The organism is Serratia fonticola (assembly GCF_001006005.1).
GTDB lineage: Bacteria > Pseudomonadota > Gammaproteobacteria > Enterobacterales > Enterobacteriaceae > Chania > Chania fonticola.
Genome location: NZ_CP011254.1, coordinates 1,687,468 through 1,711,580, shown reverse-complemented (window position 1 = coordinate 1,711,580; position 24,113 = coordinate 1,687,468). Strand labels below are relative to the sequence as shown.

13 protein-coding genes and 2 pseudogenes are annotated in these 24,113 nt (G+C 54.5%); 12 read left to right on the top strand and 3 right to left on the bottom strand.

Translation table 11 applies throughout. From position 1 onward, the window contains the following. Positions 1 to 10: 10 nt before the first annotated feature. Complete coding sequence (gene glnL / locus WN53_RS07565) at positions 11 to 1,060, bottom strand: nitrogen regulation protein NR(II) (RefSeq protein ID WP_024482963.1); 1,050 nt, start codon at positions 1,058 to 1,060, stop codon at positions 11 to 13. Between the two features lie 208 nt (positions 1,061 to 1,268). Further along, positions 1,269 to 2,678 (bottom strand): glutamate--ammonia ligase, encoded by a 1,410-nt coding sequence (gene glnA, locus WN53_RS07560; protein WP_024482962.1) that lies wholly within the window; start codon positions 2,676 to 2,678, stop codon positions 1,269 to 1,271. A 370-nt stretch (positions 2,679 to 3,048) separates the two neighbouring features. Here glnA and typA point away from each other — a divergent pair, with 370 nt between their 5' ends. From typA to WN53_RS07515, 11 genes and pseudogenes are all read left to right on the top strand, one after another. Continuing rightward, on the top strand, positions 3,049 to 4,872 hold the full coding sequence (typA, locus tag WN53_RS07555; protein WP_024482961.1) for a ribosome-dependent GTPase TypA: 1,824 nt from the start codon (positions 3,049 to 3,051) through the stop codon (positions 4,870 to 4,872). A gap of 165 nt (positions 4,873 to 5,037) precedes the next feature. After that, entirely contained in the window at positions 5,038 to 5,628 is a 591-nt protein-coding gene (gene yihX, locus WN53_RS07550; RefSeq protein WP_024482960.1) for a glucose-1-phosphatase, read from the top strand. Positions 5,629 to 5,678: 50 nt separating this feature from the next. Next, on the top strand, positions 5,679 to 6,572 hold the full coding sequence (locus WN53_RS07545) for a virulence factor BrkB family protein (protein WP_024482959.1): 894 nt from the start codon (positions 5,679 to 5,681) through the stop codon (positions 6,570 to 6,572). Next, entirely contained in the window at positions 6,569 to 7,006 is a 438-nt protein-coding gene (gene dtd / locus WN53_RS07540) for a D-aminoacyl-tRNA deacylase (protein ID WP_024482958.1), read from the top strand. Before WN53_RS07545 ends, dtd begins: the two co-directional genes overlap by 4 nt. 21 nt (positions 7,007 to 7,027) lie before the next feature. Continuing rightward, complete coding sequence (fabY, locus tag WN53_RS07535; RefSeq protein ID WP_024482957.1) at positions 7,028 to 7,975, top strand: fatty acid biosynthesis protein FabY; 948 nt, start codon at positions 7,028 to 7,030, stop codon at positions 7,973 to 7,975. A 357-nt stretch (positions 7,976 to 8,332) separates the two neighbouring features. Further along, positions 8,333 to 10,003 (top strand): ShlB/FhaC/HecB family hemolysin secretion/activation protein, encoded by a 1,671-nt coding sequence (locus tag WN53_RS07530; protein WP_024482956.1) that lies wholly within the window; start codon positions 8,333 to 8,335, stop codon positions 10,001 to 10,003. Between the two features lie 22 nt (positions 10,004 to 10,025). Beyond that, positions 10,026 to 22,010 carry a hemagglutinin repeat-containing protein gene (locus WN53_RS07525; RefSeq protein ID WP_024482955.1) on the top strand — a complete coding sequence of 3,995 codons (11,985 nt, stop codon included), beginning with the start codon at positions 10,026 to 10,028 and terminating at the stop codon, positions 22,008 to 22,010. Continuing rightward, complete coding sequence (locus WN53_RS07520) at positions 22,007 to 22,237, top strand: hypothetical protein (RefSeq protein ID WP_024482954.1); 231 nt, start codon at positions 22,007 to 22,009, stop codon at positions 22,235 to 22,237. The genes WN53_RS07525 and WN53_RS07520 overlap by 4 nt, the downstream gene beginning before the upstream one ends. 277 nt (positions 22,238 to 22,514) lie before the next feature. Continuing rightward, positions 22,515 to 22,682 (top strand): hypothetical protein, encoded by a 168-nt coding sequence (locus WN53_RS28585; RefSeq protein ID WP_158645268.1) that lies wholly within the window; start codon positions 22,515 to 22,517, stop codon positions 22,680 to 22,682. Then, positions 22,683 to 22,982: pseudogene (locus WN53_RS29115) on the top strand (VENN motif pre-toxin domain-containing protein); the annotation flags it as partial. It abuts the gene before it with no gap. After that, a complete protein-coding gene (locus tag WN53_RS07515) occupies positions 22,972 to 23,241 on the top strand; it encodes a hypothetical protein (RefSeq protein WP_024482953.1) in 270 nt (89 codons plus the stop codon). The pseudogene WN53_RS29115 and the gene WN53_RS07515, both read left to right, overlap by 11 nt. Here the strand turns inward: WN53_RS07515 and WN53_RS07510 are convergent. Further along, positions 23,238 to 23,447 (bottom strand): annotated as a pseudogene (locus WN53_RS07510) (hypothetical protein); the annotation flags it as partial. The gene WN53_RS07515 and the pseudogene WN53_RS07510 sit on opposite strands and share 4 nt — an antisense overlap. Positions 23,448 to 23,683: 236 nt before the next feature. On the opposite strand from WN53_RS07510, the gene WN53_RS07505 reads away from it, so the two are divergent. After that, on the top strand, positions 23,684 to 24,025 hold the full coding sequence (locus tag WN53_RS07505; RefSeq protein ID WP_024482951.1) for a hypothetical protein: 342 nt from the start codon (positions 23,684 to 23,686) through the stop codon (positions 24,023 to 24,025). The last annotated feature ends 88 nt before the right edge of the window (positions 24,026 to 24,113 follow it).

Genomic DNA, 24,113 nt, shown 5'->3' with positions numbered 1-24,113 from the left:
AGCACAAACCTCACTGGCGAATAGGCAGGAAAACCGAGAATTCGGTGTGACCTGGCCAACTGTTGAATTCAATTTTTCCGCAATGCTGATCGATTAGATTACGGGCGATGGATAACCCCAGGCCGGTACCGCCTTCGCGGCCGCTGACCATCGGGTAGAACAGAGTGTCTTGTAACAGGGCCGGTACGCCCGGGCCGTCATCCTCAACATCGATCCGTGCCGCCAGCCGGTAGCGGGTACCGTGCAGGGTGATCTGAAACGCGGTACGCGTGCGCAGCGTGATGGTGCCACCGGTTTCGCTCAGCGCCTGCAGCGCGTTGCGGGTGATATTGAGCAACACCTGCTCGATTTGATCGGGATCGTGCGCCAGTTCCGGCAGGCTAGGATCGTAATCACGCACCAGCGTGACGTTATCGGGTTTCTCCAACGACACCAGTTGGAAGACCCGTTCCGCTACCTGATGGATACTCTGGGTAATATGTTGGCCGGGGCGCTGTGGCCCTAGCAGGCGATCTACCAGATTACGCAGCCGATCGGCCTGTTCGATGATCACCTTGGTGTATTCCGTCAGCGAAGGGTCTGGCAAGGCTTTGGCCAGCAACTGCGCGGCACCCCGCAAACCGCCGAGCGGATTTTTGATTTCATGGGCCAAGCCACGCACCAGATCGCGAGCCGCAACCTGTTGGGCGTGCTGTAACTGCTCCTGGCTGAGGCGACGCTGATTGTCCATTGGGGCCAGCTCAAGCAGAATAAAGCCTTCTGGCAGCGCCTGAGCGGTCAGGGAGAGGATATGGGCACGGCTGTCGACTACCAGGGTAACTTCATTATCGGTAAAGCCCTGGCCGGCATGCAGGCTTTCGCGCATCAGATCGATATTCAGCGAAAAATAACCGAGTAAATCGGGCAGCGGTGTACCGAAAAGTTTACGAGAACTCTGTGCCAGCAGCTGTTGTGCCGCCGGGTTGGCGTAGTGGATCGCCAGTGTGTCATCCAACAGCAAAATGCTGTTGATGAGAGAATTGAGGATCTGCCCAGCATCGGGCAGCTTGCCGGTTGCCATACAGCAGTCTCCTGCACCTTTTTAGTGCATCCATCCTACTCCATCCGCAACCATCACGGTATGAAATAGTTTTGCAGAACATACGGTGGAGAAAAAAGCCCATCCGAAGATGGGCTAAAAGTTTCCACGGCAACAAAAAAACGGCTTAGATAAATAGCGAGCGATGCGCCATCCGCAGACAGCGCGGGTATGGCTTAAACGCTATGACTTAAACGCTATAGTACAGTTCGAACTCAACCGGGTGTGGCGTCATGCGCACGCGATCCATCTCTTCTTTACGCAGTTCGATGTAGGCATCGATCGCGTCGTCGGTGAATACGCCACCGCGGGTCAGGAATTCACGGTCTTCGTTCAGTGCGGCCATTGCTTCATCCAGTGAGCCAGCCACTTTTGGAATCTCAGCTTCTTCTTCCGGCGGCAGGTCATACAGGTTTTTATCCATGGCATCGCCAGGGTGGATCTTGTTGATCACGCCATCCAGGCCAGCCATCAGCAGCGCGGCGAAGCACAGGTATGGGTTAGCCGCTGGGTCCGGGAAGCGAGCTTCGATACGGCGCGCTTTCGGGCTGGCAACCACTGGGATACGGATAGACGCAGAGCGGTTACGGGCAGAGTAAGCCAGCATAACCGGCGCTTCGTAGCCTGGGACCAGACGCTTGTATGAGTTGGTAGTCGGGTTGGCCAGGGCGTTGATTGCTTTAGCGTGTTTGATGATGCCGCCAATGTAGAACAGCGCCATTTCAGACAGGCCGCCGTACTTGTCGCCAGCGAACAGGTTGGTACCGTTCTTGGACAGTGACATGTGGCAGTGCATACCTGAGCCGTTATCGCCGAACATCGGTTTTGGCATGAAGGTCGCGGTTTTGCCAAATGCGTGAGCCACGTTGTGAACCACGTATTTGTAGATTTGGATTTCGTCGGCTTTCTTGGTCATGGTGTTGAAGCGGGTAGCCACTTCGTTCTGACCTGCGGTAGCCACTTCGTGGTGGTGAGCTTCAACTACCAGACCCATTTCTTCCATGGTCAGACACATGGTAGAACGGATGTCCTGTGAAGAGTCGACCGGTGGCACTGGGAAGTAACCGCCTTTGACCGCTGGACGGTGGCCTTTGTTGCCGCCTTCGAGTTTGGTGCTGGAGTTCCATGCGCCTTCGATATCATCAATAGCTACCATAGAGCCACGGATGCTGCTACCGAAACGAATGTCGTCAAACAGGAAGAATTCTGGTTCTGGCCCGAACAGCACGGTATCGGCGATGCCGGAAGAGCGCAGGAAGTCTTCAGCACGCTTGGAGATTGAGCGTGGGTCACGATCGTAGCCCTGCATGGTGCCTGGCTCGAGGATGTCACAACGAATGATCAGGGTAGATTCTTCGAAGAACGGATCCAGAACCGCCGTGCTGGCGTCTGGCATCAGGACCATGTCAGATTCGTTGATGCCCTTCCAACCACCGATTGAGGAGCCGTCAAACATTTTACCTTCTTCGAAGAAGTCGGCATTTACCTGATGAGCAGGGATGGTGACGTGTTGCTCTTTACCCTTGGTGTCAGTGAAACGCAGGTCTACGAATTTCACTTCATGCTCATTCAGCATCGTCAAAACGTGTTCAGCGGACATACTTAACTCTCCCGGATTTATCGTTGTCATCGTCGTGGAACGAATCTGTGTGATGGCCTGTTTTTGCCCTGTGTAGACTAAAGCGAAAACTGTGCCAACTTTATAAAAGCGAAAAAATCGCCGGTTTGTGCGGGTTTTGCTCTTTGCCAGTATGCACCATTAGCGATGCAATGCACTATGGTGGTGCAAATAACCTGGGGTAGGGCACTGGAATGGTGCAAAACATCATCGATTGCTGCTTTTTGCACCGTGAAAGGGATCACAAACTAGCCTGTACACAGTTGTTTATAAGAGAGTGTTGTGATCTTGTTTAGTACCTCGCTTAATACGTGTACAATAGCGCGCTATTTCTAATGCCTGAGGCAAAGCTGTGATCGAAAATTTGCGTAACATCGCCATTATTGCCCACGTTGACCATGGTAAGACCACCCTGGTTGACAAGTTGCTGCAACAATCCGGTACTTTCGGAGAGCGTTCAGAAGCGACAGAACGCGTAATGGACTCCAACGATTTGGAGAAAGAGCGTGGGATTACCATCCTCGCAAAAAACACCGCCATTAATTGGAAAGACTACCGCATCAACATCGTAGACACCCCAGGACACGCCGACTTCGGCGGCGAGGTAGAGCGTGTGATGTCAATGGTCGACTCGGTGCTGCTGGTTGTGGATGCAATGGATGGCCCAATGCCGCAAACCCGTTTCGTGACCAAGAAGGCGTTTGCCAATGGTCTGAAACCGATCGTGGTAATCAACAAGGTTGACCGCCCTGGTGCGCGTCCTGACTGGGTTGTGGATCAGGTCTTCGACCTGTTCGTTAACCTGGACGCTACCGACGAACAGCTCGACTTCCCAATCATCTATGCATCCGCATTGATGGGTATCGCGGGTCTTGACCATAACGATATGTCCGAAGACATGACTCCGCTGTACCAGGCGATTGTCGATCACGTCTCTGCGCCGCAGGTTGAGCTGGAAGCACCTTTCCAGATGCAGATCTCGCAGCTGGACTACAACAACTACGTGGGCGTTATCGGCATCGGCCGTATCAAGCGTGGTAAAGTCAAGCCTAACCAGCAGATCACCCTGATCGACAGCGAAGGCAAAACCCGTAACGGTAAAATCGGTAAAGTGCTGACCCATATGGGTCTGGAACGTATCGAAGCCACCGTTGCCGAAGCGGGCGACATCGTTGCCATCACCGGTCTGGGCGAGCTGAACATCTCTGACACCATTTGTGATGTGAACGCGGTTGAAGCGTTGCCAGCACTGTCGGTTGATGAACCTACCGTAAGCATGTTCTTTAACGTCAATACCTCACCGTTCTGTGGTAAAGAAGGCAAGTTCGTGACTTCACGCCAAATCCTTGAGCGTCTGAACAAGGAACTGGTACACAACGTGGCGTTGCGCGTTGAAGAAACCGAAGATGCTGATGCATTCCGTGTTTCAGGCCGTGGTGAGCTTCACCTGTCGGTTCTGATCGAAAACATGCGTCGTGAAGGTTTTGAACTGGCGGTTTCCCGTCCGAAAGTTATCTTCCGCGAAATCGATGGTCGCAAGCAAGAGCCGTTCGAGAACGTGACGCTGGACATCGAAGAACAGCACCAGGGTTCTGTGATGCAGGCGATGGGTGAGCGTAAAGCTGACCTGAAAAACATGGATCCAGATGGCAAGGGCCGTGTGCGTCTTGACTACGTGATCCCAAGCCGTGGCCTGATCGGTTTCCGTAACGAATTCATGACCATGACCTCTGGTACCGGTCTGCTGTACTCCACCTTCAGCCACTACGACGATGTACGTCAGGGCGAAGTGGGCCAGCGTCAGAACGGCGTGCTGATCTCTAACGGCCAGGGCAAAGCGGTAGCGTTCGCTCTGTACGGTCTGCAAGATCGCGGTAAGCTGTTCCTGGGCCACGGTGCTGAAGTGTATGAAGGCCAGATCATCGGTATCCACTCACGTTCTAACGACCTGACCGTGAACTGCCTGACCGGTAAGAAACTGACCAACATGCGCGCATCGGGTACCGATGAAGCGACTACCCTGGTTCCGGCCATCAAAATGTCTCTGGAGCAAGCTCTGGAATTCATCGATGATGACGAACTGGTAGAAGTGACGCCAATCTCGATCCGTATCCGTAAGCGTCACCTGACGGAAAACGATCGTAAGCGTGCCAACCGCGGTCCTAAAGAAGCTTAATTCGCCGATTTAATCCGCAATACTTAGGGCGTGTCACAGCGCCCTGAGTTTTTTCCTCTGTCTTTCCCCCTTTCTGCGGCGCGCCATGCGCTTTTCACACTGCTCCCTGTTCAGCCTTAACTTTTCCCGTTACAGTAAAATCTCACTGGCCCATGGGAGAGGACTATGCTGTATATCTTTGATTTAGGTAATGTGATTGTCGATATCGATTTCAAACGTGTACTGGGCGTGTGGAGCAACCTGAGCGGCACACCGCTGGCGACGTTGTCCGAACGTTTTAGCATGGGTGAAGTATTCCAACAGCACGAGCGCGGCGAGATTAGCGACGAAGACTTTGCGGCCAAACTTTGTGAGGAGATGGGGATAGCGCTCAGCTTCGAGCAGTTTGCCACCGGCTGGCAGGCGGTGTTTGTCGCCCTGCGCCCTGAAGTGATCGAGATTATGCATCGCCTGCGCAACGAAGGGCATCGCGTGGTGGTGTTATCGAATACCAACCGCCTGCACTGTAATTATTGGCCTCAGCACTACCCACAGGTCGCTGAAGCTGCCGATCACATGTATCTGTCGCAGGATCTTGGCATGCGTAAACCCGATGCCAACATCTATCAGCACGTACTGAAGGCAGAAAACACCCCGGCGGATCAGGCGGTATTCTTTGACGATGTGGCGGCGAACGTAGAAGCGGCCGCGGCACTGGGGATCAAGGCGGTACACGTCATCGATCGCCAGGTTGTGCCGGCTTATTTTGCTCAATGATCACCGTACGTTAAGCTTAAGGCGCCCAGACTGACATTTAGGATGAAGCTATGTCGTTTTTCCGCCGCAAAAAGCTGCCATCGTCGATAAAACCCGGAATAACCTTCGGGCGGCTGCTGTTTAAACGTATTGATGAGGATGGCCTGACCATGTTGGCGGGCCATCTGGCCTATGTCTCGCTACTTTCCCTGGTGCCGCTGATCACCGTGGTGTTTGCGCTGTTTGCCGTTTTCCCGATGTTTGCGGATATCAGCGTGCAGCTAAAAAGCTTTATTTTCTCCAACTTTATGCCTGCCGCCGGTAATGTGCTGCAACGTTACCTGGAGCAGTTTGTTGCCAACTCCAGCAAGATGACCGCCGTGGGGATCTGCGGCCTGATTGTCACCGCGCTGCTGCTGATCTATTCGGTGGATAGCGTGTTGAACACCATCTGGCGCAGTAAGAACCAACGGCCGATTGTGGTTTCCTTTGCCGTTTACTGGATGGTGCTGACCCTCGGCCCGCTGTTGGTGGGGGCCAGTATGGCGATCAGCTCCTATCTGTTGTCGCTAAACTGGTTAGCGCAAAGCGGCGTTAACAGCCTGGTGGATGAGGTGCTGCGCATCTTCCCGCTGATCCTGTCCTGGATCTCTTTCTGGTTGTTATACAGCGTGGTGCCCACGGTACGCGTGCCTGCGAAAGATGCGTTGATCGGGGCGCTGGTGGCCGGGGTGTTGTTCGAGCTGGGTAAGAAAGCTTTTGCGCTATATGTCACCATGTTCCCTTCCTACCAGCTGATCTACGGCGTGCTGGCGGTGATCCCGATTTTATTTTTATGGGTCTACTGGAGCTGGTGTATCGTGTTATTGGGTGCCGAAATCACCGTTACGCTGGGTGAGCACCGCCTTTACCAGCAGCAGAAAGCAGAACAACAGCAAAAACAGGAGCAGGAAGGATCGTTATGATTGCGTTAATTCAACGGGTATTAAACGCCAGCGTTACGGTAGAAGGTGAGACAGTAGGCAAGATTGGCCCCGGTTTGTTAGTGTTATTGGGTGTCGAGCAGGACGATAACGAGCAAAAAGCCCAACGCCTGTGTGAGCGGGTGCTGGGGTATCGCATCTTCGGCGACGAGGATGACAAGATGAATCTCAACGTTCAGCAGGCTGGCGGTAGCCTGTTGGTGGTGTCGCAGTTCACCCTGGTAGCCGATACCCAGAAAGGCATGCGACCAAGTTTTTCGCGCGGTGCGGTGCCGCAGGAGGCCGATCGGCTATACCGCTATTTTGTTGGGCAGTGCCAGGAACGTGGTATTGAAACCCAGACCGGTGAGTTTGCCGCCGATATGCAGGTGGCATTGGTGAACGATGGCCCGGTGACGTTCTGGCTGCAGGTTTAAAGATCACAAGAGAAGGCGTCTATGTATCACCTACGAGTACCCGTTACAGAACAAGAACTGAAAGACTATTACCAGTTTCGCTGGGAGATGCTGCGTAAGCCATTACACCAGCCGGTGGGTTCGGAAAAGGATGCCTACGACGCCATGGCGCACCATCAGATGGTGGTGGATGAGAACGGCCGGATAGTGGCCATTGGCCGCCTGTATATCAATGCCGATAACGAAGCCGCTATCCGCTTCCTGGCGGTTGATCCCACAGTGCAGGACAAAGGTCTGGGAACTCTGGTGGCGATGACCCTGGAGTCCGTAGCGCGCCAGGAAGGGGTGAAGCGGGTGGTGTGTAGCGCCCGTGAGGATGCGGTAGACTTCTTTGCCAAGCTGGGCTTTATCAACCAGGGCGAAATCACTGCGCCGCAAACTACGCCGATCCGCCATTACCTGATGATCAAACCCGTAGCCACGCTGGACGATATTCTTCATCGCCCCGACTGGTGCGGGCAGCTACAACAAGCCTGGTATGAACATATCCCGCTCAGTGAAAAAATGGGGGTGCGCATCAGCCAATATACCGGCCAGCGTTTTGTTACCACCATGCCGGAGGTGGGTAATCAGAATCCACACCATACGCTGTTTGCCGGTAGCCTGTTCTCCTTGGCAACGCTGACCGCCTGGGGGTTGATCTGGCTGCTGCTGCGTGAGCGCCACCTGGGGGGCACGATTATTCTGGCAGACGCCCATATTCGCTACAGCAAACCGATCACCGGCAGGCCGAGAGCCGTTGCCGACCTGAGCTCATTGAGTGGCGATCTGGCTCGTTTGGCGCGTGGTCGCCGGGCGCGGGTGCAGGCAGAAGTGCATTTATTCGGTGACGATGATAAAGGGGCAGTATTTGAGGGCACTTATATGGTGCTGCCAGCCGAACCGGAAGAGCCGTTGGACAAGGGCGGTTCAGAGCCAATAGCGAGCTGAGCATCAAGCTCAGAATAGATTCTGTGACCTAACTTATTCTGGTGGGCGCTGCATGCTGCGCCCACTTAACGGGTTGGGCTTAATTGATGACTTAATCTGTCGTATAAATTGGGCACGGCTGCCGATTATTTTTTTAATCAGAAAAGTCCGCCTCTATTTAGCATAATTGACTGTTTAATTTGCATACATCAAATAAAGTGCAGGCATTAAAACAATTTCAGAATATTTACCCCGCCTCACTCTGAGATTTATGCCAATTACGATGCCTCGAAGTCCCGCAGAGTCACGATCTCTTGCTTGTCTGATGCCGAATTATGTCGTTAGAATGCCGCAAAATCATTAAGGCGGTTTATCTGAATGGACTCAGTAGCTCAGCGGTTGGCAGTATCATTGTTATTTCTTTCTCTCAGTTCGGCTGTTGGCGCCAATATGCTCAGCCCGGCGGATCGAGATACTATCCAACAGCAACAACGTGAATTGTTGCAGCAAAACCAACAACAACGTCAGGAATTGCAACGCAGCCTGACGCCGGTGCTGCCACAAACGCCAGCAGCCACAGCCCCCGGCGGGCCGTGCTTCACCATTACGACCATTCACCTTGATGGTGCCAGCCATCTGCCCGCCCGTGCGCGGCAAGCCTTGACGCAACCCTATCTGCAACGCTGCCTGAATCTGGCCCAGATCAACACCCTGGTGCAGCAGGTTTCCGATTGGTATATCGAACGGGGCTATATCACCAGCCGCGCTTTCCTGACCGAGCAAGACCTGTCCCATGGGGAATTGAAACTGCTGGTGCTGGAAGGGCAGTTGGAAAAGCTCTTGCTGGACCAACGGGATGACCGAATGCTGAAGATGGCGTTCCCCGGCCTGGTGGGTAACATCCTTAACCTGCGCGATATCGAACAAGGCATGGAGCAGATCAACCGCCTGCGCCAGCAACCGGTGCAGATTGAAATCCTGCCCGGCAGCCAACCGGGCTATTCGGTGGTCAACCTGACCGCCAAGCCAGAGTTCCCGGTGATGCTGGGGCTGGGTTTTGACAACAGTGGGCAAAAAAGTACCGGCACCGGGCAGATCAACGGCTCATTGACCGGCAATAACCTGCTGGGGCTGGCGGATCAGTGGTTTGTGACCGGCGCGCGCAGCAGCGATTTTGCCAACGACCACGATGCCCGCAGCGTCCAGGCTGGTGTCAGCTTGCCTTACGGCTACTGGCTGATGGATTACAACTACTCCTACAGCGACTATCTCTCGACGATCGACAATCAGGGTTTTGACTGGCGATCCACCGGCGACAGCCAGACCCATCGCTTCAACGTTTCGCGCGTATTGTTCCGTAACAGTGACATGAAAACCGGCCTGGCACTGGGCCTGACCCACCGTATCAACCGCAACTATCTTAATGACACCCGGCTGGACAGCAGCAGCCGTAAATTGACCAGCGTATCTCTGGGCGTGAGCCATAGCCAAAAACTGTGGGGCGGCTTTGCCACGCTCAACCCCTCCTACAGCCGTGGCGTTCCCTGGTTAGGCGCGGAAGATGACAGCGGTAAGGCCAGTGAAGCCCCTAAGGCGGAGTTTAATAAATACACTCTCTCCGGCAGCTATTACTTGCCGTTGGCGCAGAACTGGAACTACCTCACCAGCCTGTATGGCCAGTGGACGCCTGATCGCCTTTACGGCAGTGAGCGCCTGACCCTCGGTGGTGAAAGTTCGGTGCGTGGCTTCAAGGAACAGTATCTCTCCGGCGACAAAGGCGGCTACTGGCGTAACGAGGTCAACTGGTCGCCGTTCAGCCTGCCGTATCTGGGCGATATTTCCGTATTGGCTGCCGTAGATGGCGGTTATCTGCGCCACGACTCCGTGGACGCCTACGCTTCCGGCACGTTGTGGGGCGGCGCGGTGGGGCTGGGCAGCCGTAACCGCTATTTCAGCAGCCAATTTACCGTGGGCTGGCCGCTGGCGCATCCGAGCTGGTTAGAGCCGGATCGGGTGTCGATTTACTACCGTATTAACATCGTTCTTTAATTGACAGGGAAAGGTTTCAAGGATGACGCAAAAAGACGATCGGCCCATTCATGCCAGCCAGCGTTGGTTGAGCTATACCCTGTGCAGCCTGTTAGCTTGGCAGCCGTTGCTGCCTGCCTTGGCGAACGGTGTTAACGTTGCTGAAGGGAATACCCGGCTCGATCAGGCTGGTAATGGCGTGCCGGTGGTCAATATTGCTACGCCTAATCAGGCGGGCATTTCCCATAATAAATACAATGAATTCAACGTGGGCAAAGAGGGGTTGATCCTCAACAACGCCACCGGGCAGCTCAATCAGACCCAGCTTGGCGGCCTGATCCAGAACAACCCCAATCTGAAGGCCGGGCAGGAAGCCCAAGGCATCATCAACGAGGTTGTCGCCCCGAACCGCTCCCAGCTGCAAGGCTATCTGGAGGTGGCGGGCAAGCAGGCCAACGTGATGGTTGCCAACCCTTACGGCATCACCTGCGACGGCTGCGGCTTCATCAACACCCCGAATGCGACGCTGACGACCGGTAAACCGGTGTTAGGGCCCGACGGCAAACTGCAGGCGCTGGAAGTCACGCAAGGAGCCATCAGCATTCAGGGCAAAGGGCTGGATGCTAGCCAGAGCGGGAAATTTGCCCTGATTGCCCGTGCCACCGAGATCAACGCCCAGCTGTATGCCCAGGATGCCACCATTACACTGGGTGCCAACCGTGTGGATGCACAGGGTAATGTGACCCCGATTGCGGGCCAGGGCGAAGCGCCAAAAGTGGCGGTCGATACCGGTGCGCTGGGCGGCATGTATGCTAACCGTATCCATCTGGTTTCCAGCGACAAAGGCGTCGGCGTTAACCTCGGTAACCTCAATGCCCGTGCCGGGGATATCACCTTGGATGCCAACGGCAAATTGACGCTCAATAATTCGCTGGCGCAAGGCGGTGCATTAACGGCGACAGGGCAAAGTATCAGCATGTTGGGTGACCACAAGGCCACCCAGTCCATCACGTTAAACAGCCAGGGGGACCTCTCCCAGCAGGGCGGCACGCTGGTCAGTGACCAGAATATCGCTCTCACCAGCGGCGGTACGTTGCAGATGAGCAGCGGCAAGTTGACCGCTGGCAACGATGTCACCCTGCGGGCACGTGACGCGCGGGTGGACAGTTCCAGCCAGATTGATGCAGCCCGCCATGTCGACATGACGTTGTTCAATAGCGGCATGACGCAAGGGCAAGTGACCGCCGGGCAAAACCTGACCCTCAGCGGTGCCAGCTTGGTCAACAGCGGCACGCTGGCGGCCAATGGGGCGATACAAAGCACCCTCTCCCATCTGGGGAATAGTGGAACCGTTCAGAGCCAGGGTAACCTGTCGCTGAGCGGTCAGTCGCTTACCAACAGCGGCAAGATACTGAGTGGGGGAGCGCTGGCCCTTACCAGCCAGACGTTGGATCAAGACGGCACCTTGAGTGCCAAAGGCAAAGCCGATCTTACCGTCAGCGATACGTTGCGAAATGGCCGCTACGGCGAGTTGCTGAGCGACGACAGCCTGACGCTGTGGGCTGGAACGCTGCAACAGAACGGCCTGCTCTCCGGCGCGACGGGGTTAACCCTCAACAGCGATACGCTGACCACGGCGGCAGATTCCCTCACCACTAGCCAAGGCAAGATCACGGTTAACGCGGGTAACGCCACGTTAGGCGGGGAATGGAATGCGGGTGGCGATCTGGCCTGGTATGGCAGGACGTTGAACACGCAGCCGGGTGCCCAAATACAAAGCGGGGGCAATCTCACCCTCCAGGCACAACAAGCCACGCTGGCGGGTACCCAAACGGCGAAAGGGGCATTAACGGTAGAGGCTGGCTCACTGCTGCACAGTGGTAAAAGCCATGCCGCAACCCTGGCCCTGAAGGCGGACACCCTGACTAACCAGGGCACACTGGTCGCTCCCGTCTTGAAGATTAACAGCCAGACGCTGACCAACAGCGGCTTGTTACAAGGCAGCCAGACCCTGGAGCTTATTGCCCGCCTGATGGACAACCAGAAGGGCGGCACCGTGTATACGGCCAACGCCCTGTCGCTGACCATCCCGACGCTGAAAAACGCCGGACTGATCACCACCGATCGGGATTTGGTGCTCAGTGGCGATCAACTGCTCAACAGCGGTGAAATCAATGCTGTGAAGCTGACGGCCAAAACCCAGCGGGTCGATAACCAGCAGAGTGGTTTGCTGCTGGCGAAAGATAAGCTTTCACTGAACGGTATGGCGTTGTCCAATGCCGGGCAACTGGCTGCCGATCAACTGATCCTGAATACTAACAGCATCGCCAATAGCGGCACGTTGCAGGGCGATAGCGCCCTTGCTATCAAGGCTACGGAAGTCACCAACCGTGGGCGTGTACTCACCGGTGGTTCGCTAAACCTGATTGCAGACACCTTGACCAATGCCGGGACGATGCAGGCGGTCCTGATGGTCTTGTCACTGGCCAAACAGTTCAGCAACCAGCAAAACGGCACCGTCAACGCGAGCGGATCCCTGGCGCTGGCCACCCCTCAGCTCAGTAATGATGGCCTGCTGGCCGCAACGACGCTGGCCTTGGATACCACGGCCCTGTTCAATACGGGGACTCTGCAAGGCAGCCGTCAGCTCAATATCGGCACCTCCACGTTAGGCAACCAGCTCGGGGGTGTTTTACTCAGTGGCGGAGCACTGACATTACGGGCAGATTCGCTGACCAATAGCGGATTGCTTCAGGGCCAGACACTGGATCTGTCCACCCAAGAATGGCTTAACAACGGCAATGCGCTGAGTGAACAAACGGCGAGCCTGACAGTCGCCAATACGTTGACCAACCAAGGGAAGATCCTCGGCCAGCAAGGGATGACTGTCTCTGCGGGCTCAGTGGACAACGCGGGATGGCTGGCGGCCACCGTGCTCTCTGTCGTGGGCGACGTTATCAACAAGGGGCTGATGCAGGGTAGCCAATCCCTGCAACTTTCCGGCACTCATCTCAATAACGCAGCCACAGGCCAGATGTTATCGATCGGGACGTTGCACCTTGAAGGCCAGCAGTTGGTCAACCAGGGCGCTCTGCAGGGGCAACAACTGGCGGTGAAAGCCCAGACCTGGCAGAACAGTGGTAGTGCCCAGGCGCAAGATCGCCTGACGGCAGACCTGACCGGGGACATGCTCAACAGTGGCCTGTTACTGAGCCAGGATCGGTTTGATCTCACGGCGGCCCATATTCTCAATCAGGGCACCCTGGCGGCAGACAAGGTGGTATTGACCGCGCCAGAGCTAACCAACTGTGGTTTGCTACAGGGCAACAGCCATCTGCAACTGGCTATCCCCAATATCAGTAACCTTGCCAGCGGGAAGCTGGTCAGCGGCGGTGCGCTGGAGCTGGCGCTCGATCAACTGGACAACGCTGGCCTATTGCAGGTGAACGGTGATTTGTCTCTCACCGGCCTGCAATTCACCAACCAGGGCAGCATCCTGGCGAACAACCTGAACCTGGATGTGCAGGGTGGCTTGGTAAACCAGCAAGGCGGCCAACTAGTGGCCCGTGAAAATGCCACCTTCCGCAGCCAATCGGTGAACAATGCCGGAGTCTTGGCGGGTAATACGCTGGCGGTGGATAGTGGCACCGTGACTCACAGCGGCATCATGCAGGGCAATAGCGGGCTGACTCTGAACAGCACCGCGCTGAACGTGCTGGCCGGTGCACAACTGTTGAGCGATGGTGAGCTGGCAGTCAACGGTGGCGCAGTTACCAACGCCGGATCCTGGCAGGGGAATAGCCTGACCTTTGGCGTTGATAGTCTGGATAACAGCGGATCGATAAACGCGGTTGCGGGCCTGACAGGCACGGTGCTCAATACGCTGCAAAACAGCGGGCAGATGGGCAGCCTGGGGACGCTGAACCTGAGCGGCGACTATCTGACCAACAGCGGCAAGCTGGTGGCCAACCGGTTGACGCTGGATGCCGCTACGCTGAATAACACGGGATTATGGCAAGGTAGCGAGTGGCTGAATGCCCACGGTGATGCGCTGACGCTGGGTGCGTCAAGCCGCACGTTGGCCGGAGGCGCATTGTCGCTGAATGCTGGGCAACTTACCTCAGAAGGGTTGGTTCAGGGTGGACAAACCCACGTCACTGCCACTAGCTGGTTGAACAGTGGCAGCCTGCTGGGGAGCGATTCTCTGGCCGTCAACGTCACCGATGAACTGGTGAATGAAGGGTCACTGCTTAGCCAGGGTAACAGCGAAATACAGGCGCAGACGCTGACCAATGACGGTGCCGTCCTGAGCGACGGAAGTCTGTCTTTGGCGGGCGCTACGTTGAACAACCAAGGTGCCGTACAGGGAAACATCCTCAACCTGACGCAGAACTTGGTGAATAACGCAGGTACGCTGATCGGCTTGCAGTCGTTGACGTTAGGCATTCAGGCATTCTCCGTCCCGTTGTTGACGCTGGTGAACCACAGCCAGGGCTCACTCCTGACGCAGGGGACGCTTTCTGTTAATGGCAGTACGGTGACCAATGACGGTCGCTGGCAGGGGCAACAGATCCTGCTGAATGCTCAGACGTTGAATAACAGTGGCGCAATCCAGAGTGCGGATGCGTTGCAAATGGTTCTGTCTGGGGCATTGAATTCGACGGCTGGCAGCAAAATTACCGCCAATGGTGCAGCTGCATTACAGGCACAGTCATTGACCAATGCCGGACAGTGGCTGGCAAAAAATCTCACCCTACGCGCTGACACCCTGAATAATCAGGGAGAAATCAGTGGCGTTGACGGCCTGACGGTCGCGCTGAGCGGAGATTTCACCCAACAGCAAGATAAAACCCTGCTGACGGCGGGTGACCTGAAACTGGATGCGGCCTCGGTCACCAACCTTGGGCGTATCCAGGGGAACGGCGTGTGGGTTAACAGCGGTACGCTAACCAACAACGGTCGTGTGCAAGGTGAAACAGGTCTAACGCTGAACTTTACCGGTGGGTTGACCAATAACGCTACGGGTACCCTTCTCAGCCAGAACGCACTCACCATTACCTCGCCGTACTGGGTCAACAGCGGCCTGATGCAAAGCGGTGCTGACACCCGGTTCGAAGGGACTATATCAGGGCGTAATGACGGTAGCCTGCTTGCTGGTTCCGATCTGTCACTCCATGGCTCGCAATTTACCAACACCGGTTGGCTACAGGCAGGCTCCCTGTTACTGAATGCGGATGCGTTGGACAACAGCGGTACCTTGCTGGCAGAACTGCAGGGAACGTTGACCGCAGGTAGCCTGAACAATCAGGGCACGATCCAGGGAAGCAACCTGGCGTTGAATACCCAGCAACTGACCAACGGTGGCACGCTGCTTGGCACCTCCGGGCTTGGCATCAATGCCAGTCAGGTGGCGCTTCAAGAGACAGGGAAAATATTCAGCGGAGGCGATTTACTGCTGAGCAGTGGCGATTTTGACCAACGTGGCCAGGTCGTGGCGTTGGGCAACCTGACGCTGCAACTGGTGAACGCCTTTACCAGCCAGAATGTGATTGCCGCAGGCCAGAGCCTGAACCTTAACAGCCAGGGGGCGTTGACCAACCAGGGCACTCTGCAGGGGCAGAGCGTCAACCTCACGGCGTACGGCATCTTGACCAACAACGGGCAAATCACCGGCGGAAGTGGGGCCAGCACCCTCAGTGGCAGCGCCATTGCCATGAATGCGGCCGGAACCCTGCAATCAGGGGGCGACGTAACCCTGAACAGCCAGAGCGATATCACCGTTGACGGGTTTACCGGCACGCTGGGCTCGATGACGCTGAATGCGGCTGGCAGCCTGATTAACACCGCCTTGCTGTATGCCGGTAACAACCTGTACTTGCTGGCCAACAGCATCAAAAACCTGCGCGGTGACATCCTGGCGGGCAACAGCCTGTGGATGCAGCGTGATATGGCGGGCAATGCCAACGCTGAAGTGGTGAACAGTTCCGGCACCATCGAGACACAAAATGGTGATATCACCATTAACACCGCCCATTTGCTGAATCAGCGCGATGGGCTGAGTGTGACCCAAACCAACAAGGATCTGACCAGCGAATACCCTTGGTTAAACGGTGCCTTGGTGAAGGTTCCGTTGGATTTCTTCGAGAAAGGTGAACTGGGTTACTACACCATAAGGGTGACCACTCAGCTAGCGGGAGATGCCGGCCGCGAAGTCACTCATATCTACACATACGCCGCGCCTTTTGAGAAAACCAAAGACCTGGCGTTATCCGTTTCCAGTATTGAGGTTAGCAGCAACGGTGGTGCAGGTCGTATTGCTTCTGGCAGAGATCTCTATCTTTCCGCGCAAGCGCTTGATAACCAGGCAAGCAATATTCTTGCTAACGGCAATGCCTACCTGACGGGTAATACGCTGAATAATCGGTCTTGGCTGGCGGGTACCGAAACGCGTTATCAAACCTATCGCACCGATGAATTACCGAAGTCCAGGCCTCAGTACGTGGTGTCCAAGTTACAACCGATGACTGACTATGCGCTTAGCAAGATCGACGATCGTTATGTGACCTATACCTCCAACGGGGAGGTACGTACTGAGCGCACAGAAGGTGAGATCTACCGTTCCGTTATTCAGGCGGGCGGTAACGTCGTGGCCAACTTTGCCAACGATCTGAGTAATACCACCACCTCACCCAACGCAGGTGGTGTAAGTCACACTATCAATGCCCCAACGCTCAATACCCTGAGCCAACAGACAATCGGTAATGCCGTAGAGAAACAGGCGTTGTCAGCCGGTGATAAGGCGGCGGTCAATTCGCCTGAATGGCAAGACAGCCTGCAAAATGCCCTGCAACAGATTAACGGAGGCAGTGGCCTGGATAACGTCACGCCTGAGCTCACCGGGTTAGGAAAATATAGCGACGCTGGCCAGAGCAGCGCCAATCTGGGGGATGGAACCGCGTTACAAAACACCGCCACCGATGGCAAGGACCTGATCGGCACGGATGGTAAGGCCTTAAACCAGTATCAAGGCAAAACGGTCGATACCAGTGCGTATCCTCTGCCTACGGGCGAGAACGGTTATTTTGTGGCGTCTACCGATCCGGACAGCCCGTATCTGATCACCACCAACCCGAAACTTAACGGGCTGGGGCAACTCGATCCGAGCCTGTTTGGCGATCTCTACGCGCTGTTGGGGATCACCCCAGGCCAGAGCCCGCGTGAAACCAACGAACAGTTCACGGTAGAAGACAAATTTATCGGCTCTTCCTATTTCCTTGACCGCCTGAACCTCCACCCGGATTACGACTACCGTTTCCTGGGGGATGCGGCCTTTGACACCCGTTACGTCAGCAATGCCATGCTGAATCAGACGGGCAGCCGTTATCTGAACGGGATAGGTTCAGACCTGGAGCAGATGCAAACCCTGATGGATAACGCCGCCAGGGCGCAACAGTCTCTTGGGCTGAAGTTTGGGGTTTCGTTGACGGCGCAGCAGATCGCCTCTTTGGATCACAGCATCTTGTGGTGGGAAGCGACCAGCATCAATGGCCAGACGGTGATGGTGCCGAAGCTCTACCTGTCACCAAAAGATGTGACGATCAATAACGGCAGCGTGATTTCAGGGAAAAATGTCTCGCTCACCGCCGGTAATATCACCAACAGTGGCAGCACGCTGACCGCACAGAACGCGCTGACGCTTGATAGCCAGAACAGCATCAGCAACCTCAATGCGGGCTTGCTCAATGCGGGCGGCAATCTGCAACTGAGCGCGATTGGCGATATCAACAATATCGGCTCAATCATCAGCGGCAAAACGGTGCAGTTGGAAAGCCTTGATGGCAACATCATCAACCAGACGCTGACGAATCAGTGGAATACCCAGGGTTCCCTGGGTGGCTGGATGCCACAAAGCCTGTCGCTGTCACGCACGGAAATCGGCGATATCGGCACCATACAGGCCTTGGACAGCTTGAGCCTGAGCGCTGGTAACAACATCGATATCCTGGGGGCCAAATTGACTTCCGGTGGTGCGATGGACCTGCTGGCGGGGGGCGATATCAACGTCCTGGCCAACACCACCTACAGCGCCGATAAATATCAGAGCTGGCGGAACGTAAGAGAGAGCGAAACTCACAGCAGCCAGGGCAGCGAAATTAGTGCTGGTGGGCCGCTGACGGCCGATGCAGGCCGTGATGTCAATGTGAAGGCCAGCCAGGTTGGCAGCCAGAGTGATACTACCCTGATGGCAGGGCGCGATATCAACCTGCAAACGCAGGAAGCGAGCACCAGGCAGAAAGATAACGGTACCGAACAGCGCAGTAACGATGCCACGCGCACCACCCTCACCAGCGGTGGCGATTTAACGCTGGATGCAGGCCGGGATGTGAACTCTCAGGCCGCAGCGATGGTGGCGGACAACAACGTCAACCTGAACGCCGGGCGTGACGTGAACCTCAACACCCAGCAAACCAGCGAATACCGCGAGAGCAAGGAAGGTAAACGCCAGCAGGTGGATGAGTCCATTCGCCAGCAAGGAACGGAGATCGCCAGCGGGGGCAACACCACCATTCGCGCCGATCGAGATGCCACCTTGAATGCGGCACAGGTGCAGGCCAGCGGTGATGTTGCGGTAAGCGCCGGACGCGATCTGACGCTCAACAGCGCCACCGAAAGCGACTACTCCTTCTTCGAAGAAACCAAGACCAAGAAAGGGTTCCTGTCGAAGACCACCACCCACACGGTGCGGGAAGATTACGCCACGCAGGAAAAAGGCACGCTGCTGAGCGGCGACAACGTGTCTCTGTCTGCGGGTAACGATCTGACGGTGAAGGGGTCTTCGGTTGTGGGTGACGGCAAAGTTAACCTGCAAGCAGGCAACAACGTCGAGATCGTGGCGGCGACGGAAGAGCAGTCCAGCTATCGGTTGGATGAGAAGAAAAAGAGCGGGCTGATGGGCACCGGCGGTATCGGGGTGACGATTGGTAGCTCCAGCTCTCGCCATCAGGTGAACGAAGACGGTACGACGCAGAGCCAGAGTGTCAGCACTATCGGCTCGACCGGCGGCGATGTGAATATCGTTGCGGGCGGCAAGGCACACATTGGCGGCGCAGATCTGATTGCGAACAAGAACCTGTCGGTGACGGGGGACAGCGTGCAGATCGATCCGGGGCAGGATATTTACCGCCGGGATGAAACCTTCGAGCAGAAGCAAAGTGGTCTTACTGTGGCGTTGTCCGGCCCGGTCGGTAGCGCGGTCAACACTGCCGTCACCACGGCGCAGCAGGCACAAAAAGAGACCGATGGTCGCCTGGCCGCCTTGCAGGGGACTAAAGCGGCCTTGTCGGGTGCTCAGGCCGTGCAGGCGGGGCAGTTGGTGCAGGCACAAGGGGGCGATGCGAAGAGCATGGTGGGCATCAGTGCGTCACTAGGCTCACAAAAATCATCTTCGCAGCAGCATCAGGAACAGAAATCCGTCAGCGGTTCGACGCTGAATGCGGGCAACAACCTGACGCTCAGTGCGACCGGCAAGGGGCATTCCGCCGACAGCGGCGATATCCTGATCGCAGGTAGCCAGTTAAAAGCGGGTGGCGATACCACGCTGGATGCGGCCCGTGATTTACAATTGCTTGGTGCGGCCAACACGCAAAAAACCGACGGCAGTAACAGCAGCAGCGGTGGCAGTATTGGAGTCAGCCTGGGTGTGAGTGGGCCGAGCAGTGGCTTGAGCGTGTTTGCCAATGGCAACAAGAGCCAGGGCAACGAGCACGGCGACGGCACGTTCTGGAGCGAAACCACTGTCGACAGCGGTGGCACACTTTCGATGCACAGTGGTCGGGACACCACATTGGCCGGTGCGCAGGCGAGCGGCGAAACGGTAAAAGTGGATGCAGGGCGTAACCTGACGCTGCAAAGCCAGCAGGACAGCGATAACTACGACGCGAAGCAGACCAGTATCAGCGGTGGCGTCAGCGTCGCGGTTATCGGCAGTGGCGGGTCTGCTAACCTGAGCATGAGCCGTGACAAACTGCACAGTAATTACGACAGCGTGCAGGAGCAAACCGGCCTCTATGCTGGTAAGGGCGGTTTCGATGTTAAGGTGGGTGAGCATACCCAGCTTGATGGCGCGGTGATTGCCAGTACGGCAGATGCTGATAAAAATCGGCTGGATACCGGCACGCTGGGCTTTAACGATATCCACAATCAGGCGGATTTCAAGGCCGAGCATCAAGGCGGAAGCCTGAGCAGCGGTGGCCCAGTAGGTTCAGACCTGCTGACCAATTTGGGCGGTATCGCGCTGTCTGGTCTGGGTAATAAAGGGCATGCAGAAGGCACCACCCAGGCGGCGGTGTCGGGCGGTAGCGTGGTGATTCGTGACCAGGCCAACCAGCAGCAGAATATCGCCGACCTGAGCCGGGATACGGACAATGCCAACGGCAGCATCGGGCCGATCTTCGATAAGGAGAAGGAGCAGAACCGGCTTAAAGAAGCGCAGCTGATTGGTGAGATTGGCGGGCAGGTAGCGGATATCGCGCGTACGCAGGGGCAGATTGCTGCGACCAAGGCGGCGAACGAGAAGATGAAGGATGTTAAGCCTGAAGAGCTCGCCGCCGCAGAAGCCCAATGGAAGAAAGCCAACCCGGGCAAGGAGCCGACCTCTGAGGATATCAGTAAGCAGGTTTACCAGACTGCTTATGATAAAGCGTTCAATGAATCGGGATTTGGTACGGGCGGTCAGGTACAACGTGCGATACAGGCGGCCACGGCAGCGGTTCAAGGATTAGCTGGCGGAGATATGGCGGCCGCACTGGCTAACGGTGCCGCACCGTATATCACTAAACTGATCGCAGATTCGTTGCCGAATGATCCAACAGCCCGCACTCTGGCTCATGCCGCAGTTAATGCGGCTCTAGCGGCAGCACAGGAGAACAACGCGTTGGTTGGCGCGGGTGGTGCTGTGACCGGGGAATTGCTCGGCATGATCGCGGTGAATGCCTATGGCAAGCCAGTTAGTGAACTGAGTGAGTCGGAAAAACAGACCGTCTCAGCGTTGGCTACGTTGGCAGCAGGGCTGGCTGGTGGTCTGATAGGTGACAGCACAGCTGATGTTGTAGCTGGGGCTCAGACCGGTAAGACAGTAGTGGAGAATAACTTCTTGAGTAGCACAGAAGCCAGAGCACTTGATAAAGAGCTATCCGACTGCAAAGCATCGGGTGGTGACTGCAAGTCCGTTGTTGAGAAATATATCGAAATCAGCAACAAAAACAGCAAAGAACTGGTTGATGCCTGTTCCGGTGGTGGCGTTCGCTGTGTTACATGGGAAGAGCTTATTCAAGGAGCGACCAATGTAGCCAATGATGCGCATCCGTCACAAATTCGGCTGGATGAAAAGCTGAAAGATCCGGATGCGGCGGCGTTGGTGAATTACCTGAATGGTACAGATCTTAAGTTCCTGAAGGACAATATCACTACAGGCGATCGTCTGTTGTCTGTTATCAGTGATCCTACGTCATGGCCTGTTGTGGTGATGGGTGGGAAAGCAATAGTTACCAATACTGTAACCAATGGAAAAGAACTGTTGATCGCAGCGGGGGCATCGGCGGCCGGGAGTGCGGCTATCCAATATGGTGCATCTGGTGAAGTAAAACTGTCGGATGTAATCGGTGCGGGGGTTATTGGGGCGATTACTGCGGGTAAAGGCTATAATCCAACGGTAACATGGAATGCAGCAGGTGGATATTACCAAGCAGAACTCAAAGGTGATGATCCGTTCTTGGGTGCGATACTGAGTAAGGCAGGAGCATCGGCTGGCTATGCGGCGGGTAATATACTTAAGGTTCAAGCTGATAAGGTATTTAATCCGATCTCGAAACAGTATGAATGGGTTCCTACTGGCGTTTGGACTATAACAAAGCCTGCACCACAAAGTTCGATACCTTCAATAGTAGGTAATGTGAGTAACTCCGCCACTTCGGGAACATTTACAGAGGGAATAAATGAAGCTTTGAAAAGCAAAGAGGTGGGGCAATGATGAATAGTAGAAATAGATCTTTCATTGTGTTGCTTTATCTATGCTTAGCTCTTTTTATTATGTTGTTCATTATCGCAATGTCATTCAGTTTGCTTGGTTACTGGATTGGTGGCGGAGATGGCATTCTTTTGTTTTTTATAGGAAAGTTATTTTCTTATTTTAAAGTGGCTCTTGCTGGGGTATTGATAGGTTTTATTCTGTGGTTTTTTTACTATCGGAATATTTAAGTTGAAGTTAAGGCAAATCCCGCCCTCAGCAGCGGGATTTTGCTTTTTACCGTACCTCTAGCCCACTTGCCTGGCCACCGTCACCAAACCCCGAAAAGCGGTAATGGCAGGGACGAAAAGCGCTGCTATGATGCTGCGTTGGTTGCTCTTTAACAGCGTTGGGGAAAATGGCGTAACGGGCTGAAAAAACGCGTCTGGGCAAAAAGTTGCCTGGGCCAGAATGCACAGGGAAAAAGTAGTTGTAACCTGCTGAGTGTACAATGAAAAATGCTGTTCGATGACGGGCTCCGCACTGGATAAAGTTGTTGTGGAGAATAATGCGCTGGGCAAATGTACCCCGCTGACGTGTAAGGCGATAGTTGACCCGTTAGAAGGTGGCGGCGGCATTATCGGCGGCGGGGGCCTTAGTGGTGGCGTTGGGAAACCCAAAGATAAACAGATATGATCGGAAACCAAGAAAAAAGAGCCAGTTTCTAATGCTTATGGCCACTGGGATAAGCATAAAAAAGAGTTTCCTGAATATCAAAATTCAAAGCAATACGTGGATGCGGCGCATAATTTTGTTAATAACCCACCATCGGGAACACTGACTAAAGTCCGTCCTAATGGTGAAACCGTATTTTACAACCCAACTACGAATACATTTGCAGTACAAAGAGCTGATGGTGTGCCTAGAACTATGTTCAGGCCCGATCCAGCGGATCACGGGTTTAAGACAAATTTGGACTATTTCAATGCACAATAAGAATGATTTTTATATATGTCGAGTTTGTGGGGCAGAGCAGTTAGATGCCCCATGGGGAGAGGACGGAAAAAATGCAACCTTCGATATATGTGATTGTTGTGGCGTCGAATTTGGATACGAAGATGCAACCCTAGAGGGGATCCGGCGCTATAGAGAGAAATGGATGTCAAATGGTGCAAAATGGAATGTAGTAAAATCTAAGCCTGAAAATTGGTCGTTAGGTGAACAGATAAAAAATGTTCCTAAAGAGTATGTCTAGAAGTATTCGTTAAGAGCAAAGATCCCGGCCTTGTGCCGGGATCTTTGCTTATACGCTTGAAATCCCCCATCTTCCCGCCGCTGCAACCGGATCACACCGGGTGCGGCGGTGATCTCCAGTTGTTCCGCATCGGTGATCCCAGACTCGCTCAACCAATTCCCGCCAATGATCAGCTCGCTGTTCTGCCGTACCCAGTCCGCCCCCAAAGTTATGTTTATGATCCTAGAGTTTCCTTGAATCCTATTCTGAAAGGTGATTGGGAAAAGCACATTAAAGCGATTAATCCAGATGGAATAACTATCTCTGATAAACTACAGGGGTTAAAATGATACCAGAAGAAGGAAAGTAACTGTTTACGGTCATTGAAAAGCTAGGGGATCTAGAATGGCAACGCTGCCATTCTAGATATCCAGTATTTAAATTCAAAGGTCAAGATGAGTTTATGGAGGATAGATCTGCGAGACCACCTGCCACGAGTTTCAGATTCAAGAGTGAAGATCCAAATATCATTGAGCTTTTACAGAAAGCTATTGATTCTTATAAAGGAAAGCTTCAGTGGGTGATGGATGGTCAGAAGAAAGAATATGGCCATGGCATAAATAGGGTTATTTATCCTAAACATGTTCACGAAATGAAAAATAAAGCGATAAAGGTTTACAAACTACCTGTTGAAAAATACATGGCTGAATATGAACCAGAATTTGGCCCATTAGCTTATGACGATCTTAAACATTTAACACAACATGTTATATCAGTTTTAAAAGATGCAGGTATTGATGTTTGAGCTATTATTGTTTTGTCTAGGTAAGATTAATAAATTGCTGGTTACTATTTGGGATACTTCTTAGGTAGCCGACTATGGAGAATAACAC